General features: G+C 33.6%; 21 protein-coding genes. All 21 read left to right on the forward strand.

What is annotated here, in order from left to right; translation table 11 throughout:
- The first annotated feature begins 2 nt into the window (after positions 1-2).
- On the forward strand, positions 3-1,277 hold the full coding sequence (locus tag FHS45_RS08375) for a lipopolysaccharide biosynthesis protein (RefSeq protein ID WP_062442129.1): 1,275 nt from the start codon (positions 3-5) through the stop codon (positions 1,275-1,277).
- An 18-nt stretch (positions 1,278-1,295) separates the two neighbouring features.
- Complete coding sequence (locus tag FHS45_RS08380; protein WP_062442126.1) at positions 1,296-1,823, forward strand: acyltransferase; 528 nt, start codon at positions 1,296-1,298, stop codon at positions 1,821-1,823.
- A 15-nt stretch (positions 1,824-1,838) separates the two neighbouring features.
- Positions 1,839-3,245, forward strand: a complete 1,407-nt coding sequence (locus FHS45_RS08385; RefSeq protein WP_062442124.1) for a hypothetical protein — start codon at positions 1,839-1,841, stop codon at positions 3,243-3,245.
- A gap of 25 nt (positions 3,246-3,270) precedes the next feature.
- Positions 3,271-4,422 (forward strand): glycosyltransferase family 2 protein, encoded by a 1,152-nt coding sequence (locus tag FHS45_RS08390; protein WP_062442121.1) that lies wholly within the window; start codon positions 3,271-3,273, stop codon positions 4,420-4,422.
- A 22-nt stretch (positions 4,423-4,444) separates the two neighbouring features.
- Positions 4,445-5,623, forward strand: a complete 1,179-nt coding sequence (locus FHS45_RS08395) for a glycosyltransferase family 4 protein (protein ID WP_148350028.1) — start codon at positions 4,445-4,447, stop codon at positions 5,621-5,623.
- A gap of 26 nt (positions 5,624-5,649) precedes the next feature.
- On the forward strand, positions 5,650-6,792 hold the full coding sequence (locus FHS45_RS08400) for a hypothetical protein (protein ID WP_166761390.1): 1,143 nt from the start codon (positions 5,650-5,652) through the stop codon (positions 6,790-6,792).
- 19 nt (positions 6,793-6,811) lie between these two features.
- On the forward strand, positions 6,812-7,900 hold the full coding sequence (locus FHS45_RS08405; RefSeq protein ID WP_062442111.1) for a glycosyltransferase family 4 protein: 1,089 nt from the start codon (positions 6,812-6,814) through the stop codon (positions 7,898-7,900).
- Positions 7,897-9,267, forward strand: a complete 1,371-nt coding sequence (locus tag FHS45_RS08410; protein WP_062442108.1) for a sugar phosphate nucleotidyltransferase — start codon at positions 7,897-7,899, stop codon at positions 9,265-9,267. The genes FHS45_RS08405 and FHS45_RS08410 overlap by 4 nt, the downstream gene beginning before the upstream one ends.
- A gap of 619 nt (positions 9,268-9,886) precedes the next feature.
- On the forward strand, positions 9,887-10,822 hold the full coding sequence (locus FHS45_RS08415) for an LCP family glycopolymer transferase (RefSeq protein ID WP_082411942.1): 936 nt from the start codon (positions 9,887-9,889) through the stop codon (positions 10,820-10,822).
- A 261-nt stretch (positions 10,823-11,083) separates the two neighbouring features.
- Complete coding sequence (locus FHS45_RS08420) at positions 11,084-11,227, forward strand: hypothetical protein (RefSeq protein ID WP_157620149.1); 144 nt, start codon at positions 11,084-11,086, stop codon at positions 11,225-11,227.
- A gap of 590 nt (positions 11,228-11,817) precedes the next feature.
- The gene (locus tag FHS45_RS08425) at positions 11,818-12,624 is read left to right on the forward strand and encodes a tyrosine-protein phosphatase (RefSeq protein ID WP_308789082.1); all 807 of its coding nucleotides are present in this window, start codon (positions 11,818-11,820) and stop codon (positions 12,622-12,624) included.
- Positions 12,625-13,119: 495 nt separating this feature from the next.
- Positions 13,120-14,976, forward strand: a complete 1,857-nt coding sequence (locus FHS45_RS08430; RefSeq protein WP_062442099.1) for a polysaccharide biosynthesis protein — start codon at positions 13,120-13,122, stop codon at positions 14,974-14,976.
- A 52-nt stretch (positions 14,977-15,028) separates the two neighbouring features.
- Complete coding sequence (locus FHS45_RS08435; RefSeq protein WP_062442096.1) at positions 15,029-16,072, forward strand: polysaccharide biosynthesis protein; 1,044 nt, start codon at positions 15,029-15,031, stop codon at positions 16,070-16,072.
- The gene (locus FHS45_RS08440; RefSeq protein ID WP_062442094.1) at positions 16,047-17,156 is read left to right on the forward strand and encodes a polysaccharide biosynthesis C-terminal domain-containing protein; all 1,110 of its coding nucleotides are present in this window, start codon (positions 16,047-16,049) and stop codon (positions 17,154-17,156) included. The genes FHS45_RS08435 and FHS45_RS08440 overlap by 26 nt, the downstream gene beginning before the upstream one ends.
- Positions 17,157-17,158: 2 nt before the next feature.
- Positions 17,159-18,289, forward strand: coding sequence for a non-hydrolyzing UDP-N-acetylglucosamine 2-epimerase (gene wecB, locus FHS45_RS08445; protein WP_062442091.1), 1,131 nt, complete (start codon positions 17,159-17,161; stop codon positions 18,287-18,289).
- A gap of 29 nt (positions 18,290-18,318) precedes the next feature.
- On the forward strand, positions 18,319-19,791 hold the full coding sequence (locus tag FHS45_RS08450) for an oligosaccharide flippase family protein (RefSeq protein ID WP_166761391.1): 1,473 nt from the start codon (positions 18,319-18,321) through the stop codon (positions 19,789-19,791).
- Between the two features lie 14 nt (positions 19,792-19,805).
- Complete coding sequence (locus FHS45_RS08455; protein ID WP_062442086.1) at positions 19,806-20,729, forward strand: sulfotransferase family protein; 924 nt, start codon at positions 19,806-19,808, stop codon at positions 20,727-20,729.
- Positions 20,730-20,831: 102 nt separating this feature from the next.
- Positions 20,832-21,992 (forward strand): hypothetical protein, encoded by a 1,161-nt coding sequence (locus FHS45_RS08460; protein ID WP_062442083.1) that lies wholly within the window; start codon positions 20,832-20,834, stop codon positions 21,990-21,992.
- A 57-nt stretch (positions 21,993-22,049) separates the two neighbouring features.
- Complete coding sequence (locus FHS45_RS08465) at positions 22,050-23,312, forward strand: glycosyltransferase family 4 protein (protein ID WP_062442081.1); 1,263 nt, start codon at positions 22,050-22,052, stop codon at positions 23,310-23,312.
- Complete coding sequence (locus FHS45_RS08470; RefSeq protein ID WP_062442078.1) at positions 23,309-24,190, forward strand: sulfotransferase family protein; 882 nt, start codon at positions 23,309-23,311, stop codon at positions 24,188-24,190. Before FHS45_RS08465 ends, FHS45_RS08470 begins: the two co-directional genes overlap by 4 nt.
- Positions 24,162-24,767 carry a sugar transferase gene (locus FHS45_RS08475; RefSeq protein WP_148350026.1) on the forward strand — a complete coding sequence of 202 codons (606 nt, stop codon included), beginning with the start codon at positions 24,162-24,164 and terminating at the stop codon, positions 24,765-24,767. The genes FHS45_RS08470 and FHS45_RS08475 overlap by 29 nt, the downstream gene beginning before the upstream one ends.
- Positions 24,768-24,769: the final 2 nt, after the last annotated feature.

A 24,769-nucleotide genomic window follows, 5' to 3' on the forward strand; every position in this document is an offset into this window, starting at 1 on the left:
AAATGATTAAAGAAAAAGTTCAGCAGATCTTTAATTCTTCATTAATGAAGTCATCAAGTGTTTATACTTTAGCAAATATGATGAATGCAGCAATTCCATTTTTCATGTTACCAATACTCACCCGTTATCTGACACCAGCGGATTACGGAATTGTATCCATGTTTACTGTAATTATTGGGTTTTTAATCCCTTTGATTGGGATAAACATTCACGGAGCAATAAATAGACAATACTTTGAAAAAGAAGTAGATATATCAAAATATATAACAACTGGATTACTGTTTTTAATTGGTAATTCAGTTGTGTTTTCTTTGTTAATTTGGTTGCTGGCAGGTCCAATTAGTAATCTTACTTCATTTCCTAAAGAATGGTTATGGGCAGCATTATTAGTAGCTATAGCTCAGGTTGTATTCCAGATAACATTAGTAATGTGGCAGGTTAGGGTAAAACCAATTCCATTCGGAGTATTTCAAGTCACTCAAACCACTTTAAATGTAGGACTTTCTCTTTGGTTTATAGTTTTATTGGGGTTTGACTGGCAGGGAAGAATACAAGGTCAAACTATAGCATTTACTCTAGCAGGATTTTTTGGGCTAATAATTCTCATAAAAGATGGATGGGTTAAAGTTGGATTCGAAGTGAAATACCTAAAAAATCTATTTTCGTTTGGCCTTCCTTTAATTCCCCATGCCCTGGGTACTTTTATTATTACTATGAGTGACCGTTTATTTATAACAAATATGATAGGAGTCGCTGAGACTGGGATTTATACGGTTGGTTATCAAATTGGCATGATTATAATGATTATACAAGATTCATTTAATAAAGCTTGGGTACCATGGTTCTATAATGCATTAAAAAAAAATGATGAGGCATTAAAAATTAAAATAATAAAAATCACCTATTCGTATTATGTATTAATAATTATATTTGCTTTAATGTTATCAGTTTTAAGTCCTTGGTTAATTACGTATTTTATAGGAGATAGTTTTAGGAACGCTAGCCAATTTGTATTTTGGGTAGCTTTGGGTTACGCATTTAATGGGATGTACAAAATGGTTACTAATTATATATTTTTTATTCAAAAAACATATTTATTGGCATGGTTGACATTTCTAACTGCATCATTGAATGTGATTTTTAACTATTTCTTAATTAAAATGAACGGTTCGATTGGAGCCGCACAATCTACAACATTAGCCTTCTTGGTATCTTTTATATTAACTTGGCTGTTGGCAAGTAAATTGTATAGGATGCCATGGAGCTTAAAATCTTAAAATTGCAGAGGTAGAATAATGGGCATTGTTATTAAGATAGTAAGATTTTTCCTTAAAATTAATCAAGCTATTATTAAAAGGTATTATTTCTCAGAGGTAACTAATTCAGCAAAAAAAGTTGGAAGGGGATTGAAAGTTAATAACAAAACAAGTGTAACAAATAACACTATATTGGGGAATAATGTAAACTTTAATGGAATGCATATTAATGGGAATGGAAAAGTTCATATTGGTGATAACTTTCATTCTGGTGAGGGATGCCTAATTATAAGTGACATCCATAATTATAATAAAGGTAATGCAATCCCTTATGATGATACTTATATAAGAAAAGATGTCTTTATTAGAGATAACGTTTGGGTGGGTTCAAGAGTTATTATTTTAGGTGGTGTTACCATAGGTGAAGGTGCAATCATACAAGCTGGAAGTGTAGTAGTAAGCGATGTACCCAAATATGCTATATATGGAGGGCATCCTGCAAAACATATAAAAAATCGTGACACCAATCATTATGAAAAACTAAAAAAGGAAGGGAAATTCCATTGATTATAAAAAATTGGAATGAAGCTTAAAATGAAAAAAAAATTAGATTTAAAATTTGTATGTAAAAAAATTTGGAAATTAGAGAAAGATATGAATTTATTAGATATCAATATTCAAGGGGTGAAGTTTTGGCAAGTTATTAGGTATTTAGTGATAAATGAAATTATTCAAGAAAGAGGTATTCATGGTATAGCACATTCAAAAAAGTCTACAATCGCAAACAAATCAAAAGCAATACCTATGTATATCTATAACTCCATTACAAAGAATCCATTTACTTACAAAGGGAATATCGATGTGCTTATTTTTGATCATGAAAGGAAAAAAAAGATCAACAATAATTATAAAGATATTTATACTATTGATTTGATAAAAAAATTAAAACAACGTAATAAAAGATACCTTGTTATTGAAGATGACTATTTGAGAAAACATTATAGTCACAGGCATGATGATAATAGAATGTATAATGATTTTTATTATCTTTCTAGTATGATAAAACGCCTGTATTTAAAGATTAGACTAAACGGTGAAGAACATAAGCTTATTAATGATTTAAATAAAGAAATAAAGGTTAATTTAGGATCAGAAATAAACCTAATAGAAATAACTAAAAAAGAAATCAAAACATTTAAAATGAAATATAGCTATTATTTAAAACTCTTACGTAAACTAAAACCAAAAATGATATATGTAGTTGTTTCTTATGGAAGACCAGCATTAATTGCTGCAGCTAAAGAGCTTGAGATAAAAGTTATAGAAATTCAACATGGTGTCATTACGCCCTTTCATTTAGGTTATAGTTTTCCTATAGTACCAAACCATAAGATTGATTATTTCCCGGATGAATTGCATTTATTTGGAGAATATTGGAAAAACTCTGCTGATTTTCCTATCAATGATAACAATATTCGATCTGTTGGTTTTCCTTATTTATATAATGAATTATTAGATTATAGCCAGAAAGAAAAAAAACCAAAACAAATCATCTTTCTTTCCCAAGGTACTATAGGAAAAGAGTTGTCTGAATTTTCCTTTGGTATGGCAAAAGAAATGAAGGATTATAATTTTATATACAAACTTCACCCGGGAGAGTATGACAGGTGGAAAGAATTATATCCTTTTTTGTTAAAAGCTAATAACCTAAGAAACTTTATAGTTATTGACAATAATAATAAATCTTTACATGAATATTTGTCTACCTCTAATTGTCAAATTGGTGTTTATTCAACAGCCATTTATGAGGGACTAGCATTAAAATGTAAAACATTTTTACTGAATATTCCTGGGATTGAGTATATGGAAAATTTAATTGAAAACGGCTATGCTAAAGTTATTAATAAAGACCAATATAATATACAAGAGGATATATTAAGGTATTCTAAGTTTTCCGAATTGAATAATATTTTTGATGGTGAAAAATAATAATTTCGGAAGGAGGGAAGTAATAATGACTTCTATTGTAATTGTTTTATTTTGGATTTCATTTTTATTATTAGCTTATTCATATTTCTTATATCCACTTTTTATGATATTAATTTCAAAAACAAAAAGCAAAGGAATTAAGAAAGATTATAATTTTAAAGGAAAAATCAGTTTTATTATCCCAGCATATAATGAAGAAGAAGTAATTAAAGAGAAGATTGATAATACAATCGAGGTTCTAAGGGGATTTGAAGATTCAGAAATATTAATTGGATCAGATGGATCTAATGATAGGACAAATGAAATAATAAATGGATATAAAGAGCACCCTCAATTTATTGTAAAGGCTTTTTCTGAAAGAAGAGGCAAGATAAGTGTATTGAATGATTTATATGCTTTATCTAGTGGTGAAATTCTTATTTTTACTGATGCTTCCTCAATAGTAGAAAAAGATGCTATAAAACATATGGTCTCTAATTTTAGTGTAGATAAAATAGGTGGAGTTGGGGCAGTTAAAACAAATAGTAAGATAAAGAATAAAAATAATGTTAAAAACCAAGAAGGATTTTATTGGAAAATGGAAGAGTTCACCAAACGAGGTGAAAGTAGGTTCGGTAAATTAGTAGGTGCTGATGGACCATTATTTGCTATAAGAAAGGAGCTTTATGAAAAGCTTCCTGCTGCAACAATTCTTGATGATTTTTGCATCACTATGAAAGTGGCTAGCCAAAGTTACTTTGTATATGAAGATAAAGCCATTGTATTTGAGTATCCTTCAAAAAATTATCGTGAAGAATTTAAGAGAAGAGTAAGGTTATCAACTGGAGCTTATCAGTCAATGTCTATATTAAGCAAAGAAATACTCTCTTTAAATTTACTATCATTCTTCTTTTTTTCGCATAAAATAATAAGGTGGATATCTCCTTTTTTAATGTTTATCACTTTGATCACAAATATTTTTTTAGGTTTAAAATCTGGTCTATATACCATTACGCTCTCTTTACAGATAGTAATATATACATTTACGTTAATGGCGCATTTAAGCGAAAATTTTAAAAAAAATAAAATAATAAGTTTTATTTATTACTTTATTATCTCTAATCTAATACAGATAATAGGTTTTGTTAGAGCATTAAGGAGATCATCAGGTGTGTTATGGGATAAAGCACAAAAATAATCATAAGGTGTGTATTAATAAAATGAAAATTGTTATATTAGATCCATCATTCTTTACCTTTCCATATGATAAGTGTTTATGTGAAGGATTATCTAGTGAGGGACATGAAGTTTTTTTAATAGGTACAAGTTCTGAAAGAATTGGTAAATACCATGCTGGAAATTTTAAACTTATTAAACATTATTATAAGTTTAGTTCTTTAATCAAGAAAAACAAGTTTGGCCTTTTAATTAAAGGGATTAATCATATCTTCAATAATTTAACTTTATTATTTAAATTAAAAAAAATCAAACCAGATATAATTCATTTTCAATGGTTACCTCTACCAATATTTGATATGATATTAATTCAAATTCTAAGGAGGAAGACTAAAGTATTTTTTACTATGCATGATACTACCTTGTACAATGGGGAAGGAACCTCAAGAATTCAACAGATTGGATATGCAAGGTTATTGAAGTTATTTGATGGAATAATAGTACATACTAAGAACAGTAAAAATAAACTAATTAACTTACAAGGTATTTCCACTAGGAAAATTGCTGTCATCCCACACGGTATTTTAGATTATTATAATACTTCACAGGATACGAAGGAAATTAAAGAGAATAATAAAATAGAGTGGAGTGGAGATACATTTAATTTATTAGTTTTTGGTTCAATTAAAGGATATAAAGGTATTGATATTTTAATAAAAGCTTTGCCATTAATAGAAGAAAAATTAAGAGAAAGAATTAAAGTAACAATTGCTGGAACTGGAAAAGAAGAGGAAATTAATAGACTGAAATTACTAGCAAACAAATTGAAAGTTTCAAATTTCATAATTTGGGATTTAAGGTTTATACCTGAAGAAGAAGTGGCCTCTCATTTTAAGAGCGCGTCACTAGTCGTAATGCCTTATCGTACTATTGACCAAAGTGGTGTATTAATGACTGCTATAGGTTTTAATGTGCCTGTTATTGCTACAAAAATAGGAGGTATACCAGAGACCATAGAAAATAACGTACATGGTCAATTAATACCCGCTAATAACCCTGAAGCACTGGCATTATCTTTGAGCAAAGTGTTAATTAATAATCAACTATTGGATTTATATAAAAGAAACTTAAGAACTTTAGCAGAGCATAAATTAAATTGGGACAATATAGGGGCTATTACAACAAATTTTTATTTAAAAGTCAAAAATGAAGTTCAACCCTAGGGGTGTTTATTTTGAAATCTCCTTATGTGAATTACAAACTTGAAAAATTAGTTATGGTTTTACCTGTTATGTTAATTTTATTACAAAGAATATCAATTCCACTATATAGTTTTCAATTACCTATGATCATCCCTGTTATTTATGCTTTTGTGATTTTGTTTTTTTTAATAGATAAAATAAAAATTAATATATACAGATTATTATTATTTATTGCTTTAGTTTTTATACTAAGTTTAACAACAGTTTTAAATGGTAACTATGTGATTACTTCTTATCTATATTTAATAGTTATTTATCTTCCGTTTGTTTTTGTGATTCAGAATCCAAAATTGTTTAATCAACTGATTAGTTACTTTCAAAATATTATGTTTTTCGTGGCGTTAGTTGGAATATTTCAATTCGTATTACAGTTTTATTTTGAATTTTTTGATCCAATGACAAAACTTCCTGCTGAGTTCCATACGCAAGGTTATGTATCGACGGGGGAAGTTGCATATGGTTCTGGCATCTTTCGGGCAAATGGTGTTTTTTTCTTAGAAGCATCTTTCTTCTCTCAGTTTTTAGCAATTGCGATAGTGATTGAAATTTATTACTTTAAAAGAATAAAAAGAATTTTTATAAAAACTATTGCTCTTATATGTACTTTTTCGGGTACAGGTTTACTTATATTACTACTCTTTTCTATTCCTTTTATTAAAGAGCTAAAATTTAATCATATAACTAAAGTTTTAATCTTTGTGGTTCCTTTTTTTATATATTTTATTGGTACATCATATGGTGATTCACTAATTGCTCGGATAGGAGAGCTTACTGGTGGGAGTAAAACAAATAGTGGGTATATACGTTTTTTTGGACCTTTAGTTTTATTAGAAGAGCAAATTAATAAAGATGCACTTATTTTTTTAAAAGGAATGGGAGCAGGTTTATCTGATGATTTATGGCATTTTGCCAATAATCCGGCATTGGTTAAATTACTGTTAGAATATGGTTTTTTTTCTACTCTTATTTTTTCAATGTTTTTCTTTTTCGTATTATGGCAAAGCCAGGGGAAATGGGTAGTTAAAAGTAGTTTACTTGTAATGTATATGTTTTTATCGGGTGCGTTATTACAGCCCCAAACTGTTTACCTGAATTTACTTTTTGCTAGTTTATTTATTAAAAAGGGGTGATATTATTAAAAAGAAAATTATGTTTGTAACACATTCTTCCCAAAAGGGTGGAGCAGAACAAAGTATGATATATCTATTAAATAGTTTAGATAAAGAGAAGTTTTCTATTATATTAGTTTGCCCGAAGGAAAGTACCTATTTAAAGGAAATTAAAGATGTAAAAGTTATTCCCCATACATTAAATAGCGTAAGAACTAAACTAGGTTTAAAATTTATTTATACAATATATTGGCTACTGAAATTGGTATATAAAGAAAAGGTAGATATTATACATGCTAATGGTTGGAGGGCGCCTTGGTTTGTTGCTCCTTTTAGCTTTATTACTAAAGCTAAAACAATATGGCATCATAGAGATAATCTGAATTCATTTCTATATAATATTTTATTACCTTTGGGTTTTAATAAGATTATTTGTATTTCTGAGTTTGTAAAAAGTACACTAAATACAAAAAAGGCTGTTGTAATATATAACGGAGTCCCAGTTAAAAATAATCATAAAAAATATTTATTAGAAAAAAGAAATACGGATAATTTTACTATAGGTGTGTTTGGAAGAATAGTAGAATGGAAACGTTTTGATTATATAATCGAAGCAATTTATGAATTATCTAAATTAGTAGATGTAAGTAATATAAAATTATTGATCGTTGGCGATACAACTATAGATGGGTCTGATAAATATTTAAGAAACTTACAAAATCTTATACAAGAATATAATTTAACTGAAATAATTGAGTTTTATGGTTATTCCAATAAACCTATGGAATTAATGAGATCATGTGACATAACTATTAATTTTTCTGATAAAGAGCCATTTGGTAGAGTCATTATAGAATCAATAATAGTTGGTACGCCTGTTATAGTTGCGGATTCCGGAGGTGCCCCGGAAATTATAAAAATAACTCAGGGAGGGGTTATATGTAAAGATGGAGATACTAAGCAATTAGCAAGTCTAATACAAAGGTTTATGGTAATGGATAATGAAGAATATATTAATATGGTAGTTAAGGGAATAAAAGGAGTAGAAAAGCATTTTAATGTTGATGAAATATCTAAAAAGGTAATGAAGGAATACCTTGTAATTATGAAAGGATGGGAAAGAATATGAGGCTCGTACTTCTATCTGGAGGTTCTGGTAAAAGGCTTTGGCCCTTATCGAATGATTCAAGGTCTAAACAATTCCTAAAAGTACTAAAAAATTCAGAAGATGAAATGGTATCAATGGTACAAAGAGTATGGCGACAGCTAGAGAAAAATGACTTGGCTAGTAAATCTGTTATTGCTACAAGTATCGCCCAGGTGGATATGATTAATAGTCAGCTAGGAGCTGGTGTACCTATCGTAACAGAGCCAGAAAGACGAGATACATTCCCGGCAATAGCATTAGCTGCTACTTATTTATACTCTGTTCAGAATACTGATTTAAACGAAGTTGTTGGAATGTTACCAGTAGACCCTTATGTTGAAGAGCGATTCTTTAATCGGGTTAAAGATTTAGAAACTGCTTTGTTAGATTCGAAGGCAGACCTTGCATTAATGGGGGTGACACCAACATTTCCATCTGAAAAATACGGTTACATAGTTCCTAGTGAAAATGAAAGCGACAACTTTTTAATTGTAGATCATTTTAAAGAAAAACCTGAAAGGTCTAATGCTGAAGAGTTAATTGAAAAGAATGCTTTATGGAACTGTGGTGTGTTTGCATTTAAATTAAAATATATCATCAATCTATTGAATGATAAAGGCTTACCTACTGATTATAAGGAATTGTTAATTAATTATAACCTTCTACCTGAAAATAGCTTTGACTTTGAAGTAGTAGAAAAAACAGAAAATATTGTAGCTTTACCATATGACGGTTCCTGGAAAGATTTAGGTACATGGAACACCTTAACAGAAGAAATGGCCTCAAATATTACTGGCAAAGGCTTAATTAGTGAGAGTACTATTAATTCCCATATTGTAAATGAGCTTGATATTCCTATTACGTTATTAGGTATTGATAATGCAATAGTAGCTGCTAGTCCGGATGGAATCTTAGTAGCAGATAAAGAGTCCAGTCCGAAAGTCAAAGAATACGTTTCAAATATGCAAGGAAGACCAATGTATGAAGAGCGTAGATGGGGTTGGTATCGTGTGTTAGAGCACATCAAATACCAGGAAGGTAATGAAGTATTAACAAAACGTTTAGGGATCAATGCAGGGAAAAATTTAAGTTATCAAATGCATTATAAACGTAGTGAAGTATGGACTATTATTAAAGGGGAAGGAATTTTTGCACTAAATGATCAATTAAACCATGTAAGATCCGGTGACGTTATTCATATTCCTCTAGCCGCAAAACATGCGTTAAAGGCAACCACAGATATGGAATTAATTGAAGTTCAAACCGGAAGTGAATTAATAGAAGAAGATATATATAGAACCACTACCTCTTGGGAAGAAATTGAAAACTCCTGCAAAATAAACACTTAAACCCTAAATAGTGCCCCTATCACTATAAGTGTTGGGGCGCTATTTAGGGCAAGCCAATTATTATAAGGCTATGAAAAAAAGTGAATGGAAGACTATCTATAGCAGTAGGTTAATTGTAGAGGTCCATGAAAAGGAGGATATCAACCTACCTTTCAGCAAATGTTTTGAAATAAGTTGGAGGATGGGAGCATGGTTTTGTCTACGACCTTCTAGAACAGAACCAAAGATTAAATATTGCTTTGGAGTGGGCGAGCCTAATATTTTGTTGAGTGAAGACTATATTAATAATATGGTTAAAGTAATACTGACAAGCGTTGATGAAATAATTGTTCAAACAGAATAAAATTTTAGGCAGAATTAAGACTTTTACGAAAATACAAAAGCTATATCCAAAAAGATGACCCGACCAGTAAACCCTAATTTTAGTTATGGTGAGGTGATTTGGGAAAAAGAGCTTAGGACAAGAAACTTGAGTAAAGTATAATAATTTTGGTACATCAAGGTTAGATAAAGACCAAGGATTTGGAAGTCGTATTAAAAGGGATATTTCTTTTTGGTGCATGCCGCTTTATTACCCCTATTAAATGTAAAAACATATTGGAATTAGAGGTGAATGCCTATGGCTTCTAGTAGATCTAATAAAAGCAAAAAGTGGTTTAAGGTTATAACGTTACTCCTACTATTCATTTTTATTAGTGGCGGGATTTATGTCTACTCTATCTACGACAATGCGAAAGATACAGTAGATAAGAAGATGCATGCGCCGGTAGCTTCTATTGATTATCAAGTCGGGGAAAAGAAAATGAAAGAAAATAAACCGGTCAATATTCTTCTGATGGGAGTGGACGAACGTAAGAATGACCGTGGACGTTCCGATGCATTGATGGTCATGACGCTGGACCCAACAAATGACCGTATGCAGCTAATCAGTATTCCCAGGGATACGAGAACCACTCTTGTCGGAGACGGACGCCAGGATAAAATCAACCATGCTTATGCTTTTGGAGGCACTGACATGACGATTAATACCGTGGAAGATTTTCTGGATATCGAACTTGATTACTATGTCAGCATGAATATGGAAGGTCTGACAGAAATGGTAGACGCTGTCGGCGGCATCACCGTCAATAATAAACTGGACTGGAAAGATCGCGGTTATTATAAGAAAGGGTATCATTATGCCAAAGGAAAAATTGAGCTCGACGGGCCAAAGGCAATGGGATATGTGAGGATGAGGTATCAGGATCCAAATGGTGATTTTGGAAGGAACGAGCGCCAACGAGAGGTTATCGAGGGAATAATTGATAAAGGTGCTAACATTGCCTCTGTTCATAAAATTGATGACATCCTTGAGGTATTAGGTAATAACATGAGAACGAACATGGCGTTTAGTGATATGAAAAACCTTCTCACCAATTATAATAAGACAAGAGAAAATAGGGTTACATACCAAATGGTTGGCCAAGGTATTAAGGTGAATGGAATTTATTACCTTGATATTCCCGAAAATGAAGTACAGAAAGTGCACAATATGATCGAAGAATATAACTCATAGGGAAACTATCAAATTAGTGTTGTTTTTTGTTTGAATTTTACGAACGATTTTCCTTGTGATCCATCTTCTGGTAGCATACAGTTACACTAACCAGAGATGGAGGACAAAAAGATGGAAGAGAACAACTTTGCAAAAGGATGTATGTGGGGGATCTTGCTCTCTCTGCCACTATGGATCCTCATCATTCTTTTAGTCTACCTAATGACGAAGTGAATGATAATGTTTAAGGTTAAATCATTTTGGATATCATGGAGTCTATCAATGAAATACCAATCTAAGACCAGTGATTGGAGGACGATCATGTTTAAAGAAAATGATTTCATTACCGGATCCAGGTGGGCTCTACTCATCAGTATTCCTTTGTGGCTTCTCTTTTTGGGCTGGTTAAAATGGCTGGCAAGCTAAGAAACCACTCACTAAAGATCAAAAGAGCAGAAGAGGTTAGAAGTTATTTACAAAACAAGGCTTTTAGGACTTGTATCCCTCGCATTGTTACATTATAGTTACAATAGAGGTCTTTTATACTGGGTTTTTGGGAAAATTAACTTATTTGAAACTCTAAGTAGTTCCTAAGCTTAGACGTTAATGAATAGAAATCCCTTATAAAAGGTTGGTTAGTGAAGGAATGAGGAAAAAGCATGGGGAATTTTGTTTCTAATCGAAAGCTGGTTAAGTTTCTTGCCTTACTCCCTATCATCATTATTTTATATGTTAACTGGCAGATATTAAGTGTCTGGGAAACTACGATGAGTTATCTGGTCTGTTTGCTTTTAGACGTGCTCACCGTTACGTTCAGTGTCTTTATGGTTTATTTAGCAGATATTAATAGATGTAAGAAAGAGCAATCTAAACGAGGATCAACTATATGGGAAAATCTAAAGCTGAAAAAACTACTAGAATATACGAAATGTAACTGACGAACTAACAATAAACCACCCTATCCTCCTATGTTGGAGGATAGGGTGGTTTGTTATGCTATACTAGACGGATAGTTTATGAGAGAAAAAGATGGATTAAAGAAAGTGGTGAGTCGGATGATAGATATTCATTGCCATATAATTCCCGGAGTGGATGATGGCGCCTCTACTTTGGAAGATAGTATCGTAATGGCAAAAGAAGCGGTTGATCAGGGTATTGATACGATTATTGCTACCCCGCATCATAAGAATGGAGAATATGAGAATTCACGTCTTGAAATCTTTGATCATGTGCAGCAATTAAACGCTGAATTGGAACAGAGAGGGATAGCGCTGACCATACTCCCTGGACAGGAAACTCGTATCTATGGAGAAATGGTCCAGGATTTAATAAAAGAAGAGGTATTGCCGTTGAATGTTGATAGCGGTTATGTGTTTGTTGAACTCCCTTCTGACCAGGTCCCTCGTTATACGGAGCGTCTTTTATTTGATCTTCAGCGGGAAGGGATCAAACCGATTATTGTTCATCCGGAACGAAATAAAAAACTGATTCAGGAACCAGACCTGCTTTATCAATTTGTAAAAGGCGGTGCCTATACCCAGGTTACGGCTGCCAGTGTAGCTGGAAAATTTGGAAAATCGATTCAAAAGTTTTCCCATCAATTAATTGAAGCCAATCTTACTCATTTGATTGCATCGGATGCCCATAATACCCATAGTCGTGGTTTCTATTTGAAAAAAGCTTATGAAGTGATAAAGAATAAGTACGGAGCTTCATCCGTATATTATTTTATGGAAAATGCTTTTTACGTTACAGAAGGGCAGATGCTGGCAGCTAATCCTCCTGAGCATATAAAAAGAAAAAAATTCCTTGGTATTTTTTAATTTACTAAAGTCTATACATCGAATCGACAATCCTTGTCGATTCGATGTATTTTTTTTGTTATTTTGCCAAAATCATCATATTTTACTATCCAAATAATTCTTAAGATGTATGATATTACCTTTATTAAGGAGGGTGGGTGAATTTAGTCATATTTATTAATGAGACTAATAGAGTTCTATTTATTGGAAAAATTTTAAAAACAGTAGGAGGATAGTTGTTTGAATTCGGAATCTTGGGTATTAGGTAAAATTGCTCACATCTTTAAACCCTTATTATAAAACGGAAGGACTGTGTTAACATATCAATTAATAAAATGTGTTTCTTTCCAATACACCCAATAATTGGAATATTGTGCAGTTTCAGCCTATTTTTTATTGTGGAAAATAATTTCAGATTGAAATAAATTGTATCCAGCATACTTGTGCTCCCGGTCTGCCACCACTTAGCTGTAAAGAAATTTTATCGATCAAGAAGGCGGAAGGAAGGTGTAACTATTGACGTACAATAAACGCCTGGCGTTATTAATACTGATAGACTCGACCATCGTTACTTTTTCTATATTCATGTCCCATTATTTTCTGAATCCCTATATGCATGATTTCGACCGTTTGATGTTCGTGTCGTCAGTCACGCTGTTATTAACTCATCATTTGTTTTCCTATCTTTTAGATTTATACAAAAAAGTATGGCGTTACGCCAGTATTGAAGAACTTATCGGTATATTAGTTGCAGTGACAGGGTCAATTGCAGTAACTACTGTTGAACAATGGTTGTTTTTTGGTGTGGTATATGAACGAGCGTTGATTGTCACCTGGATGCTTCACATTATATTGATTGGAGGCGTTCGCTTAGCCTGGCGCTACTACAATACATATGGCTTCCATTTTGCGCTGGGGCGAAAAATAAATCAGGTCAACGAAGATCAGGAAAAAAAGCGGACGTTAATTGTCGGGGCGGGTTCTGCTGGGCAGATGCTTGCTCGACAAATGAAAGGAAATGAGCAGCAGGATATCAATTTAATTGGGTTTATTGATGATAATTTTACGCTTCACCATTTATCGGTCAATAATGTCCCTGTTCTTGGGAATACGAACGATTTGGCACAGGTGGTAAAGGATAAATCGATCAATCATATTGTTATTGCCATGCCTTCTGTAGAAAGGGAAAGAGTAAAGGAGATTATCACGGAAGCGCAGAAAATAGTGCCAAATGTTCAAACGCTCCCTATGATTGAGGATATTGCTCTTGGCAATATATCGGTTAGCCAGATTCGTGATGTTTCCATCGAGGATTTGCTTGGACGGGACCCGGTAGAATTGGATATCGATTCTATTTCTAATGAGATACAAGGGCAGACGGTGATGGTAACTGGTGCAGGAGGCTCAATCGGGTCAGAAATCTGCCGCCAGCTGGTCAAATTTAAACCGGCAAAATTGCTTTTATTAGGACACGGAGAAAACAGCATTTATACCATTCATATGGAACTAAAGCAATTAAGATTGAATACAGAACTTATTCCGCTCATAGCGGATATCCAGGATCGTGACCGTGTTATTCAGTTGGTTGGGGAGTATGTACCAGCCTATATTTATCATGCAGCTGCACATAAACATGTGCCTCTAATGGAAGCAAACCCAATGGAAGCAGTAAAGAATAACGTAATTGGAACTAAGAACGTAGCAGAAGCAGCGCATTTAGCCGGCGTGGGTAATTTTGTTCTCATTTCTTCCGATAAAGCAGTAAATCCGACGAATGTAATGGGTTCTACAAAGCGTATTGCAGAAATGGTGATTCAGCAGCTGGCTCAATCCAGCACCACGAAATTTGTAGCGGTGCGGTTTGGGAATGTACTGGGAAGCCGGGGGAGTGTTATTCCACTTTTTAAAAAGCAGATCGCCAATGGTGGACCAGTAACGGTTACCCATCCTGACATGACAAGGTACTTTATGACCATACCGGAAGCATCCCGGCTTGTGTTACAGGCAGGAGCACTAGCAGAAGGCGGAGAAATATTTGTACTTGATATGGGAGAACCAGTCAGAATCGTTGATTTAGCCAGAAATTTGATTCAGCTGTCAGGATACAACATAGAAGAAATAGGTATTGAATATACAGGGATACGACCAGGAGAAAAAATGTACGAGGAACTATTGAACGACAACGAAGGCAATCAAAAGCCTGTCTTCCCGAAGATTTTTGTTGGAAATTCAGTAGAAGTAGATTTTGACAAAGTAGATGTACTTATTAAAGAGCATTTCATATTCGATCAGCAATATTTAAAAGATTATGTCCTTTCGTTGGCCAATGATAAAGAAATCGCCTCGTATTCATTTGCTAAAGTGGATGGCTGAAATAGCGCAAAGTTCAATTAAAGATTAAAACAAATGAGATGGAGTGACTGGAATGTTTAATGGAAAGACGTTATTAATTACCGGTGGAACAGGGTCATTCGGTCATGCAGTAATGAATAAATTCTTGCAGACGGATATTAAGGAAATACGCATTTTTTCAAGAGATGAAAAAAAGCAGGATGACATGCGGAAACAGTTCAAAAATGACAAACTTAACTTCTATATCGGAGATGTGAGGGATATAAACAGTGTGAGGAATGCCATGCATGGAGTCGATTATGTCTTTCATGCGGCAGCTTTGAAGCAAGTCCCTTCATGCGAATTTTTCCCAATAGAAGCAGTGAAAACAAATGTCTTAGGAACGGAAAATGTATTATCTGCTGCCATTGAGCAAAATGTGGAAAAAGTCATTTGCCTGTCCACTGATAAGGCTGCCTACCCAATCAACGCAATGGGTATTTCAAAAGCGATGATGGAAAAAGTATTTGTGGCCAAAGCAAAGAAAGTTACAGAGGACGAAACTTCAATTACCGGAACTAGATATGGAAATGTTATGGCCTCAAGAGGCTCAGTCATTCCATTATTCATTAACCAAATCAAGAACGGAGAACCAATAACAATCACTAATCCGGAAATGACACGTTTCTTAATGAGTTTGGAAGAAGCCGTCGATTTAGTGGCTTTTGCTTTTCAAAATGCCAAGCCTGGAGACATCATGGTTCAAAAAGCACCTGCTTCTACCATTGGTGATTTGGCGCAGGCGTTGAAAGAGCTCTTTGATGCAAATAATGAAATTAAAATTATCGGAACTAGGCATGGTGAAAAGCTCTATGAAACACTGTTAACTAGAGAAGAGCATATGGTTGCTGAAGATATGGGTGGATTTTACCGCGTTCCAGCTGATCAAAGAGATCTGAATTATGATAAATATTTTGCTATTGGGGACGAGCGGTTATCCACTGAAGAAGAATATAATTCTCACAATACCGAGCGTCTCAATATTGAACAGATAAAACAAAAGCTAGTAGAACTCAAATATATTCAAAATGAATTAGAAAGTTGGAATAGTCATGAATATCTTAGTTACCGGGGCTAATGGTTTCTTAGGTAAGAACCTGGTGGCTGAACTAAAGCAACAGGACCATGAAGTTTTGCCATTTACCAGAGATAATACACTAGAAGAATTGGAAGCCTTTGTCGGTAAGGCTGATTTCATATTTCACCTGGCAGGAGTGAATCGCCCGAAAAAGGAAGAGGAATTCTACCAAGGAAACAAGGGTCTTACGGAAGAATTAATCAGTTTAATAGAAAAGAACGAGAAAAAAAATACACCAATGGTGCTTTCCTCTTCTATTCAAGCGGAAAAAGATAATCCATACGGAGCCAGTAAAAAATTAGCAGAAAAAGCTGTTATTGATTTTTACGAACAATTAGAAGCAGATGCTTATGTTTATCGTCTGCCAAACCTGTTCGGGAAATGGTCCCGTCCAAATTACAATAGTGTCGTAGCTACTTTCTGCCATAACATAGCCAGGGATCAGGACATCCAGGTAAACAATCCAGAAGCTGAGCTGGCACTTTGTTATATAGACGATGTACTGGATGAGTTTAACAATGCATTGCAGGGACATCCGACATATGAAGGGAAATATTGCACGGTCAAGCCAGTTCATCGCATTACTTTGCAAGAGTTAGCTGATACGATTATAAGTTTCAAGAAAAGTAGAAGTAATTTAAATATCCCTGATATGGGCGATTCCCTGACAAAAAAATTATACAGCACTTATTTAAGTTACTTGCCGACCGACCAGTTTTCTTATGATTTGAAAATGAATGTTGATGAGAGAGGCTCCTTTACAGAAATTTTGAAAACGCCGGAAAGAGGGCAGGTTTCGGTCAATGTATCCAAGCCTGGTATCACCAAAGGAAATCATTGGCATCACACTAAGAATGAAAAATTCCTGGTCGTAAGTGGAGAAGGTCTGATTCGTTTTCGAAAAATAGATACAGATGAGGTTATAGAATATTTTGTGAGTGGATCAAAAATGGAAGTGGTCGATATACCAGTCGGCTACACCCATTCAATTGTGAATGTTGGGGAAACGGACCTTGTGACAGTAATGTGGGCAAATGAAAAGTTTGATCCAGACAACCCAGATACGTACTACTTGGAGGTTTAGAGATGGAAAAGCTTAAAGTACTAACTGTTGTTGGAACAAGGCCGGAAATTATCCGGTTATCAGCAGTTATCAACAAATTAGAATCTTCAGATGCCATTGAACATACACTTGTTCATACTGGACAAAATTATGATTATGAATTAAATGAAGTTTTCTTTGAAGACTTTAATATAAAAAAGCCAAATTACTTTTTAAACTCAGCTAATGGTGGTTCAGTAATGGATACGGTCGGTAATATCCTCTCTAAAATAGACCCTATTTTAGAGGAGGTACAACCGGATGCTTTTTTAGTTTTAGGTGATACGAATAGCTGTTTATGTGCCATTGCTGCTAAAAAGCGCCAGATTCCCATTTTTCATATGGAAGCTGGTAATAGGTGCTTTGACCAGCGGGTACCAGAAGAGACGAATAGAAAAATAGTTGATCATATTTCTGATATTAATTTGACTTATAGTGATATTGCTAGAGAGTACTTGCTAAAGGAAGGTTTTCCTGAAGATCGAGTGATTAAAACAGGCAGTCCTATGTTTGAAGTACTTCACTCAAGAAAAGAAGATATAAAATCTTCCAATGTATTAGACAAGCTAGCGCTTAATAAAGAAGAATATTTCCTGGTATCGGCACATCGTGAGGAAAACATTAATTCTAAAGTCAACTTTTTAGATTTAGTAGATACCTTAAATGGCATTGCTGAACATTATAATTTACCTGTTATCATAAGTACTCATCCGCGTACAAAGAAAATGATTGAAGAACAAAAAATTGAATTTCATTCATTGATTAAAGTAATGAAACCATTAGGCTTCAATGACTATATTAAGTTACAAATGAATGCTAAAGCTGTTTTAAGTGACAGTGGAACCATAAGTGAAGAGTCGTCTATTCTGGGCTTTAAAGCCTTAAATTTACGCCAGGCGCATGAAAGACCAGAAGCAATGGAGGAAGCGTCTGTCATGATGACAGGCTTAAAAAAAGAGAGAGTTCTTCAAGCCTTGGAAATTTTAGAAAGTCAGAATACAGAAACATTTCATATCGTACGGGATTACAGTTTTTCTAATGTCTCCGATAAAGTATTACGCTTGATTTTATCATACAAAGATTATGTGAATCGGGTTGTATATGGAAAAGAGTAATGGAAGTAGTTGATAGTTGAGGTAGTAATATGAATTTAAATAATTTAGGAAGAAAATCTCTTCTTGTTTTTATCGGTATTATCTTTGAAAGCGCCATTGTGATGTTAGTGAATATTTTAGGTGCTAAGCTATTTGGAGTCACAGCTTATGGTGATTTCATATTAGTCTTTACTTGGGGAATGTTTATCGTCAGTTTTACTAAATTAGGATTTGATCAAAGCATTATAGCTTATGTGACAAAAGCTGATGTATTTAAAGAAGAATATGAAAAAAACAACATTGTCGTTTTTAGCTTGTTGTTTTCATTTATATTTACATTCGTGATTAGTTTTTTACTTTATATAAATGCAGAATTTATTGCGGTTAACTTGCTGAATAACCCGGGGTTGGACAATTTATTTATTATTCAAATACCAATCATCTTTTTATTAACTTTTACCCATATTTCATTAAGTATTTTAAGAGCTTTTGATAAAATAAACAACTTTACCCAAATTAAATATTTTCTTATCCCTTCTCTTGAAATATTAGTGATACTTCTTCTCTATATTATGGGAGTAGATTCAATTGCATTAGTAATTGGTAAATATGTCAGCCTTACTGTAGCTATAATAGGTATCTTTTATTTATTTAAAAATATTACGTCCATTCATTTCTTTAAATACTTGCATTTGTACAAGAAATTTATAATATTTTCTCTGCCTTTGGTACTTTCCGGGTTAATCGTATTAACTATTTCACGGATTGACATATTAATGATTGGTTATTATTTAGAAGGAGATAAGGTTGGTATTTATAACATTATCGTACAAATTTCTAAAGTGAGCTTAATTATTTTATCTACGATTAATACCATTTTTACTCCTATCTTCTCAAAATTATATGTAAGTAAGGAGTATGAGCGTTTAAAAAATACCTACCGGTCGACTACAAGATGGATCACTTTTTTCACATTGGTGTACCTATGTGAAATCATTATTTTTAACGAAGAAATTACGGCAGTGCTGGGCGAAAATTTTAAGCAGGGAACAGTCGTACTGATATTATTGACAATTGGTTATTTTATCGATACCAGTGTTGGTTCTGTAGCTAATATGAACACGATGACTGGTCGACCGTCTTATAATTTATATTCCAGTCTCCTGGTAATCATCCTTAATATTGTATTAAATATAATTTTCATCCCTAAATACGGGATAAATGGTGCCGCTATAGCTACAATGACTGCAGTTAGTCTGTCTAATATTTTGAAGTTGGTGTTACTTTACAGGCATACAAAAATCCAGCCTTATAACATTTATTATTTAAAACTATTTCTATCAGCAGCTGGTAGCTTGATTATCACAATGGGGCTAAAAGAAGTCTTTAGTAGTGAGTCAATTTTCATGCACATTACAATATTTCTGTTCTTCATTATTATCTATATATTCAGTGTGGCTTTATTAAAAGTTTCTGATGAAGATAAGCAAATGCTTACTAAATATATTAAAAAAATACGCTAAAAGGAAGTTTTATAATGCCAAGTGATGAAGCAAAAGTCCCTAATTTATTTATGGTGGGTGCTGCCAAGTCAGCAACAACTTCTATATACAACTATTTAAAAAAACATCCGGAAATCTTCTTTTCTGACCCGAAAGAACCTAGGTATCTATCATATAAACATGAACAATTTCCTCATAATGGGCCGAATGGTGAATACTATGATTCAACTTTTATTAAAACCAAAGAAGATTATATGAAGTTATTTAAAGAAGCAGCGAACGAAAAGGTTATTGGAGAAGCTTCTATCCAGTACTTATATTTTCCTGATATAGCCTTAGACATAAAGGAGTTATATCCGGACGCAAAAATAATCATATGCTTACGAAACCCAATTGACCGATCGTACTCGTCTTATATGCATAATGTAAGATCGGGTTATGAAAATTTGAGTTTTTATGATGCTTTACAAAAGGAAGAAGAGCGGATAAACCAGAATTATCCGTTTCTTTGGCATTATAAGGAGGTAGGTTTGTATTATAAGCAAGTTAAAAAGTATTTAGAGGTGTTAGGGAAAGACAACGTTAAAATTGTTTTATATGAAGATATAAATAATAATACACAGGAAGTTTTGCAAGATATTTGTGAATTCCTAGGTGTGAATGCTGATTATGAATTTCAAGATGCCGGGCAAGTTTATAATCGTTCGGGCAAATCCAGCAACCCAGTCATAAATTATTTAATAAAACAAAATCTGTTAAAAAAGATAATGAAACATCCAAGGGTACCTAAATTTATAAGGAATACTTCTTATACAATGTATCATCAATTACTGACTAAATTCCTTAAAAAAGAAAAGATGCATGAGAAAGAGAGAGCTTATTTAAAAGAATATTACAAAAGAGATGTCTTACTACTGGGAGACCTTATTAAAAGAGATACCGCTCATTGGATTGAATAAAAGATAGTTAAACACAAAATGGCTTGTTTTTATTAATCATCATAATCCAATAGTTATTTGTTTATTATCAATATCCCATGGGTCAGTTAGAAAGGATTAACTATGAAGTACTCATTTTCATTCAGTAAGTTAGTTTTATTTTTAATTTTTGCACATTTTGTAGTTGACCTTACCACACAATTTTATTACTTCTATAACAGAGAAAGTGCTATTAGAAGTCTAGTTAATTTATCTTATTTTATTTTATTTTTCATTGCAGTTCTCTATACGTTAAAAACTGATAGATTGACACTATTTAAGGAATCCTATCTTTTTTTAATTTTTTCTATAATTCCTATCGTATTAGGATTATTTGAATATAATTTAAATGGAGACTTTGCATCCCATTTTTTTAGTTTAATAATGCCGATTTTAGCTATTTCATTAGGTTTTAATATTTCAAAAAACCTAAAGGAAGAAGAAATAGTACGATTTATCAAAAGAGGTATAAATTTTATTTACTATTATAGTATTGTCATTATTATATTTTTCCAGGGTTTGGTTAATATCGGGGTGATCAAATACAGCGCTATTAATCCATTAGGATTATACACCGCAGTATTATATTTTTTATATAAAAAAAATTATTATAAAGCCATGATTGGATTAGCATTTGTCGCTGTATCCGGAAAAAGAGTGGCATTGCTGATAACATTAGTGGGTTTAATTTATTATCTAGCGACTTTGATAAGGTCTAATAAGAAATATTTACCGTATGTGGCAGGCTTTGTTTTGTTAATGAGTGGAGGATTTCTTTATTTATATAACTCAACTCGATATTTAGATAGGTTTAAGTTAATATGGCAATTTGATATTACTGATTATCATGCCATGTTAGTTGCGACAGGCGGCCGAAGTAGAGAAGTAATTGAAATTATTGAGCATCTCAATCAAAACGGTATTTCATGGTTCATCGGCAGTGGGTTTGGAACAAGCGTAGAAATATATGAAGGTTTATCCAGACATTTTTCTCATTTTTCTCCCCTTGCATATACGCTGGCTTATGGAGCGGTTTTTACAATTTTTTTATATTACTTTTTTTTGAAAGAAATATCTATCCGTAAGAAAGAACCTTTTAATCAATTATTTTGGTTTAAATTAGTATTTGTAGGTTTATTAGCTAGCACTCTCTTTAATGCTGTTGCATTTATTGATCCAAAGTATTGGGTGATTTATGGAATTACAAAGTATTACAATCTTGAACATGTAAACTCTGAGCCTTAGATATTTATTGAAAACGAAAATAAATATAGTCAAACTAAATTTGTTAAGGAGTTCGAAATGAAAATACTTATGTTAAGGCCCAACTACTTCCCGGAAGTTGCAGGAGGAACAAGACTGGCCAAAGATTTAGTTGATGATCTGATTGCTGCGGGACATCAAGTAGAGATGATCACTCCCTTTCCGGTTAAAGTAGACGAGAAAGTAAAAAGAGAATATAAAGCTAAGAAAAACGAAGTCGATCAGGACGGATCATTAGTTATCAGAAGAATAGATGTTCCAATTGAAGAAAGGAGCTTCCCGAGACGGATCATGAAAGCCTTGTTCGTTTTTCTGGGAATGTACAGGAAAGGCCTGGCTTCTAAGAATCCGGATTTGATCATGACGATCTCAATGCCTCCTTTTATTGGTCCGCTTGGTTCCATTTTAGGTAAAACCAAGAAAGTCCCTGTCGTTTATTGGGAACAGGATATCATTTCTAAGTCGATAAAAAAGGATAGTAAAATTGGGAACAGGCTGGTCAAGGGTGTCGTGAAGAAAGTTATAAATTTACTTGAAACTTTTTCTGTGAAAACCAGTACCCATACCGTTACAATATCCAACAAATTCAAAAACTATCATTTGCATGAAGATAAGGTGAATCCTAAAAAAATATCTACCATTTACAATTGGATTGATACGAGCCAGGTCAATTACGTAAAGCGGGAAAATAATGAATTGTTTCAAGAGCTGGGGTTAGATGAGGACAAGTTCTATATCACTTATTGCGGAAATATTGGGTATCCCCATAACTTAGAAACATTTATTGAAACAGCAAAAAAATTAGAGAATTATCGTGATATCGAGTTTTTAATATTTGGTGAAGGTTCTAGAAAGAAAGCTATCCAGCGTCACAGGGAGCAGCTGAATGCCGAAAACGTAAAAATGTATCCATTGGTACCGCTCGACAAAGCATCATTAGCTTACAGTATCGGAGATATCAGTATTGTAATTGGGCAGGCAGGAACTTCAGAGAACGGATTTCCGAGCAAGACCTGGAGCATCATGTCTGCTGCAAGACCAGTCGTAAGTTCCTTTGATATAGATAGTGAGCTTACCAATATAATTAGAGAAAACGAGGCAGGAATTGCAGTTCCTCCGGAGGATAGCAACGCATTAAAAGAGGCTATATTAACCATCTATCATGACCGGAGCCTGATTGATAAGATGGGCCAGAACGGACTTGCCTATGTTGAAAATAATATATCCCGGAAAGAAACAACATCAGAGGTTATTAACTTGTTCGAAAATTTACATACCAAAAATAAGGAGGGGCGCAAATGACATATACACCCGTAATCATCATTGGAGCAGGAAGGTCTGGCACAAATATGCTAAGGGATACACTAACGCAGATAAATGGAGTAAACACTTGGCCGTGTGATGAAATCAATTATATATGGCGACACCATAATGTGACCTATCCAAACGATGAATTCGATGCCGGAATGGCGACAGATCGTGTCAAGCGGTATATCCGGAAGGAATTTGACAAGATGGCAAACGCTGCCCCTACTACCCATCTAGTGGAAAAGACTTGTGCGAATTCCCTAAGGGTCGATTTTGTTTATGGAATTTTTCCCGAAGCAAAGTATATCCACATTATACGGGATGGAAGAGATGTAGTGGAATCAGCTAAAAAGCGGTGGACCGCTTCACTTGAACCATCTTATCTATCCAAAAAGCTGCAGTTCGTTCCTAAAACGGATCTTCCTATTTATGGGGTACGTTATCTGTGGAACAGAGTATATAAATTGGCATCCAGAGAGAAAAGGCTTGCTTATTGGGGGCCTAAGTTTAATCGTATGGAACAGGCCCAGGAAAGATATTCTTTAGAACAAGTATGCGCTCTTCAATGGAAGGCATGTGTAGATAAAGCGGAAGAGTCCTTCAGCAATATCCCGGATGAGCAAGTATATACCATTTATTATGAAGAGTTGACAGCGAGACCGACGGAAGAAGTTGCAAAGGTCTGTGATTTTTTAGGGATTGAATATAACAATGATACCCTTAGAGCAATTACTGCTGATATCAATAACAAAAGTGTCGGCAAAGGAGTACAAAGACTTAAAGAAAATGATCTGTTAGAAAGTATCTATTCTCTAACAAATCCAACACTGGAGAAGCATGGTTATGGGAAAGAATATGTCGCAAAAGCATAGAGATTTCAAACGATCCTTCGATTTATTAGTTTCTTTTATTGGTTTGTTTCTGTTTGGCTGGCTTATTCTGGTTGCTTACATTATTGCGGCCATTGAAACAAAAAGCAGTGGGTTTTTTGTCCAAAAACGGATTGGCATGAATGGAAAGGCATTTCGAGTAATTAAAATTAAAACGATGAAGAAAGTGCCTAACCAGAACTCGACGGTTACCACCTCCGACGATGTGCGCATTACAAAAAGCGGTAAGATATTCAGGAAATTAAAAATCGATGAACTCCCACAGCTGTTCAATGTATTTATTGGTGATATGAGTTTCGTTGGCCCAAGGCCTGATGTGGAAGGGTATGCCGACCAATTGCAAGGAGAAGATCGTATTGTGCTTTCAATCAGACCAGGTATCACTGGCCCTGCCACTTTATACTATCGAAATGAAGAAGAAATATTAGCTGCTCAGGAAAATCCGGAAAAGTATAACAATGAAGTCATTTATCCTCATAAAACGGAGATGAATAAAAGCTATATCTATAATTATTCTTTTTTAAAGGATATTTATTATATTTTCAAAACTATATTTTAGTA

Source organism: Thalassobacillus devorans, assembly GCF_011761345.1.
GTDB lineage: Bacteria > Bacillota > Bacilli > Bacillales > Halobacillaceae > Thalassobacillus > Thalassobacillus devorans.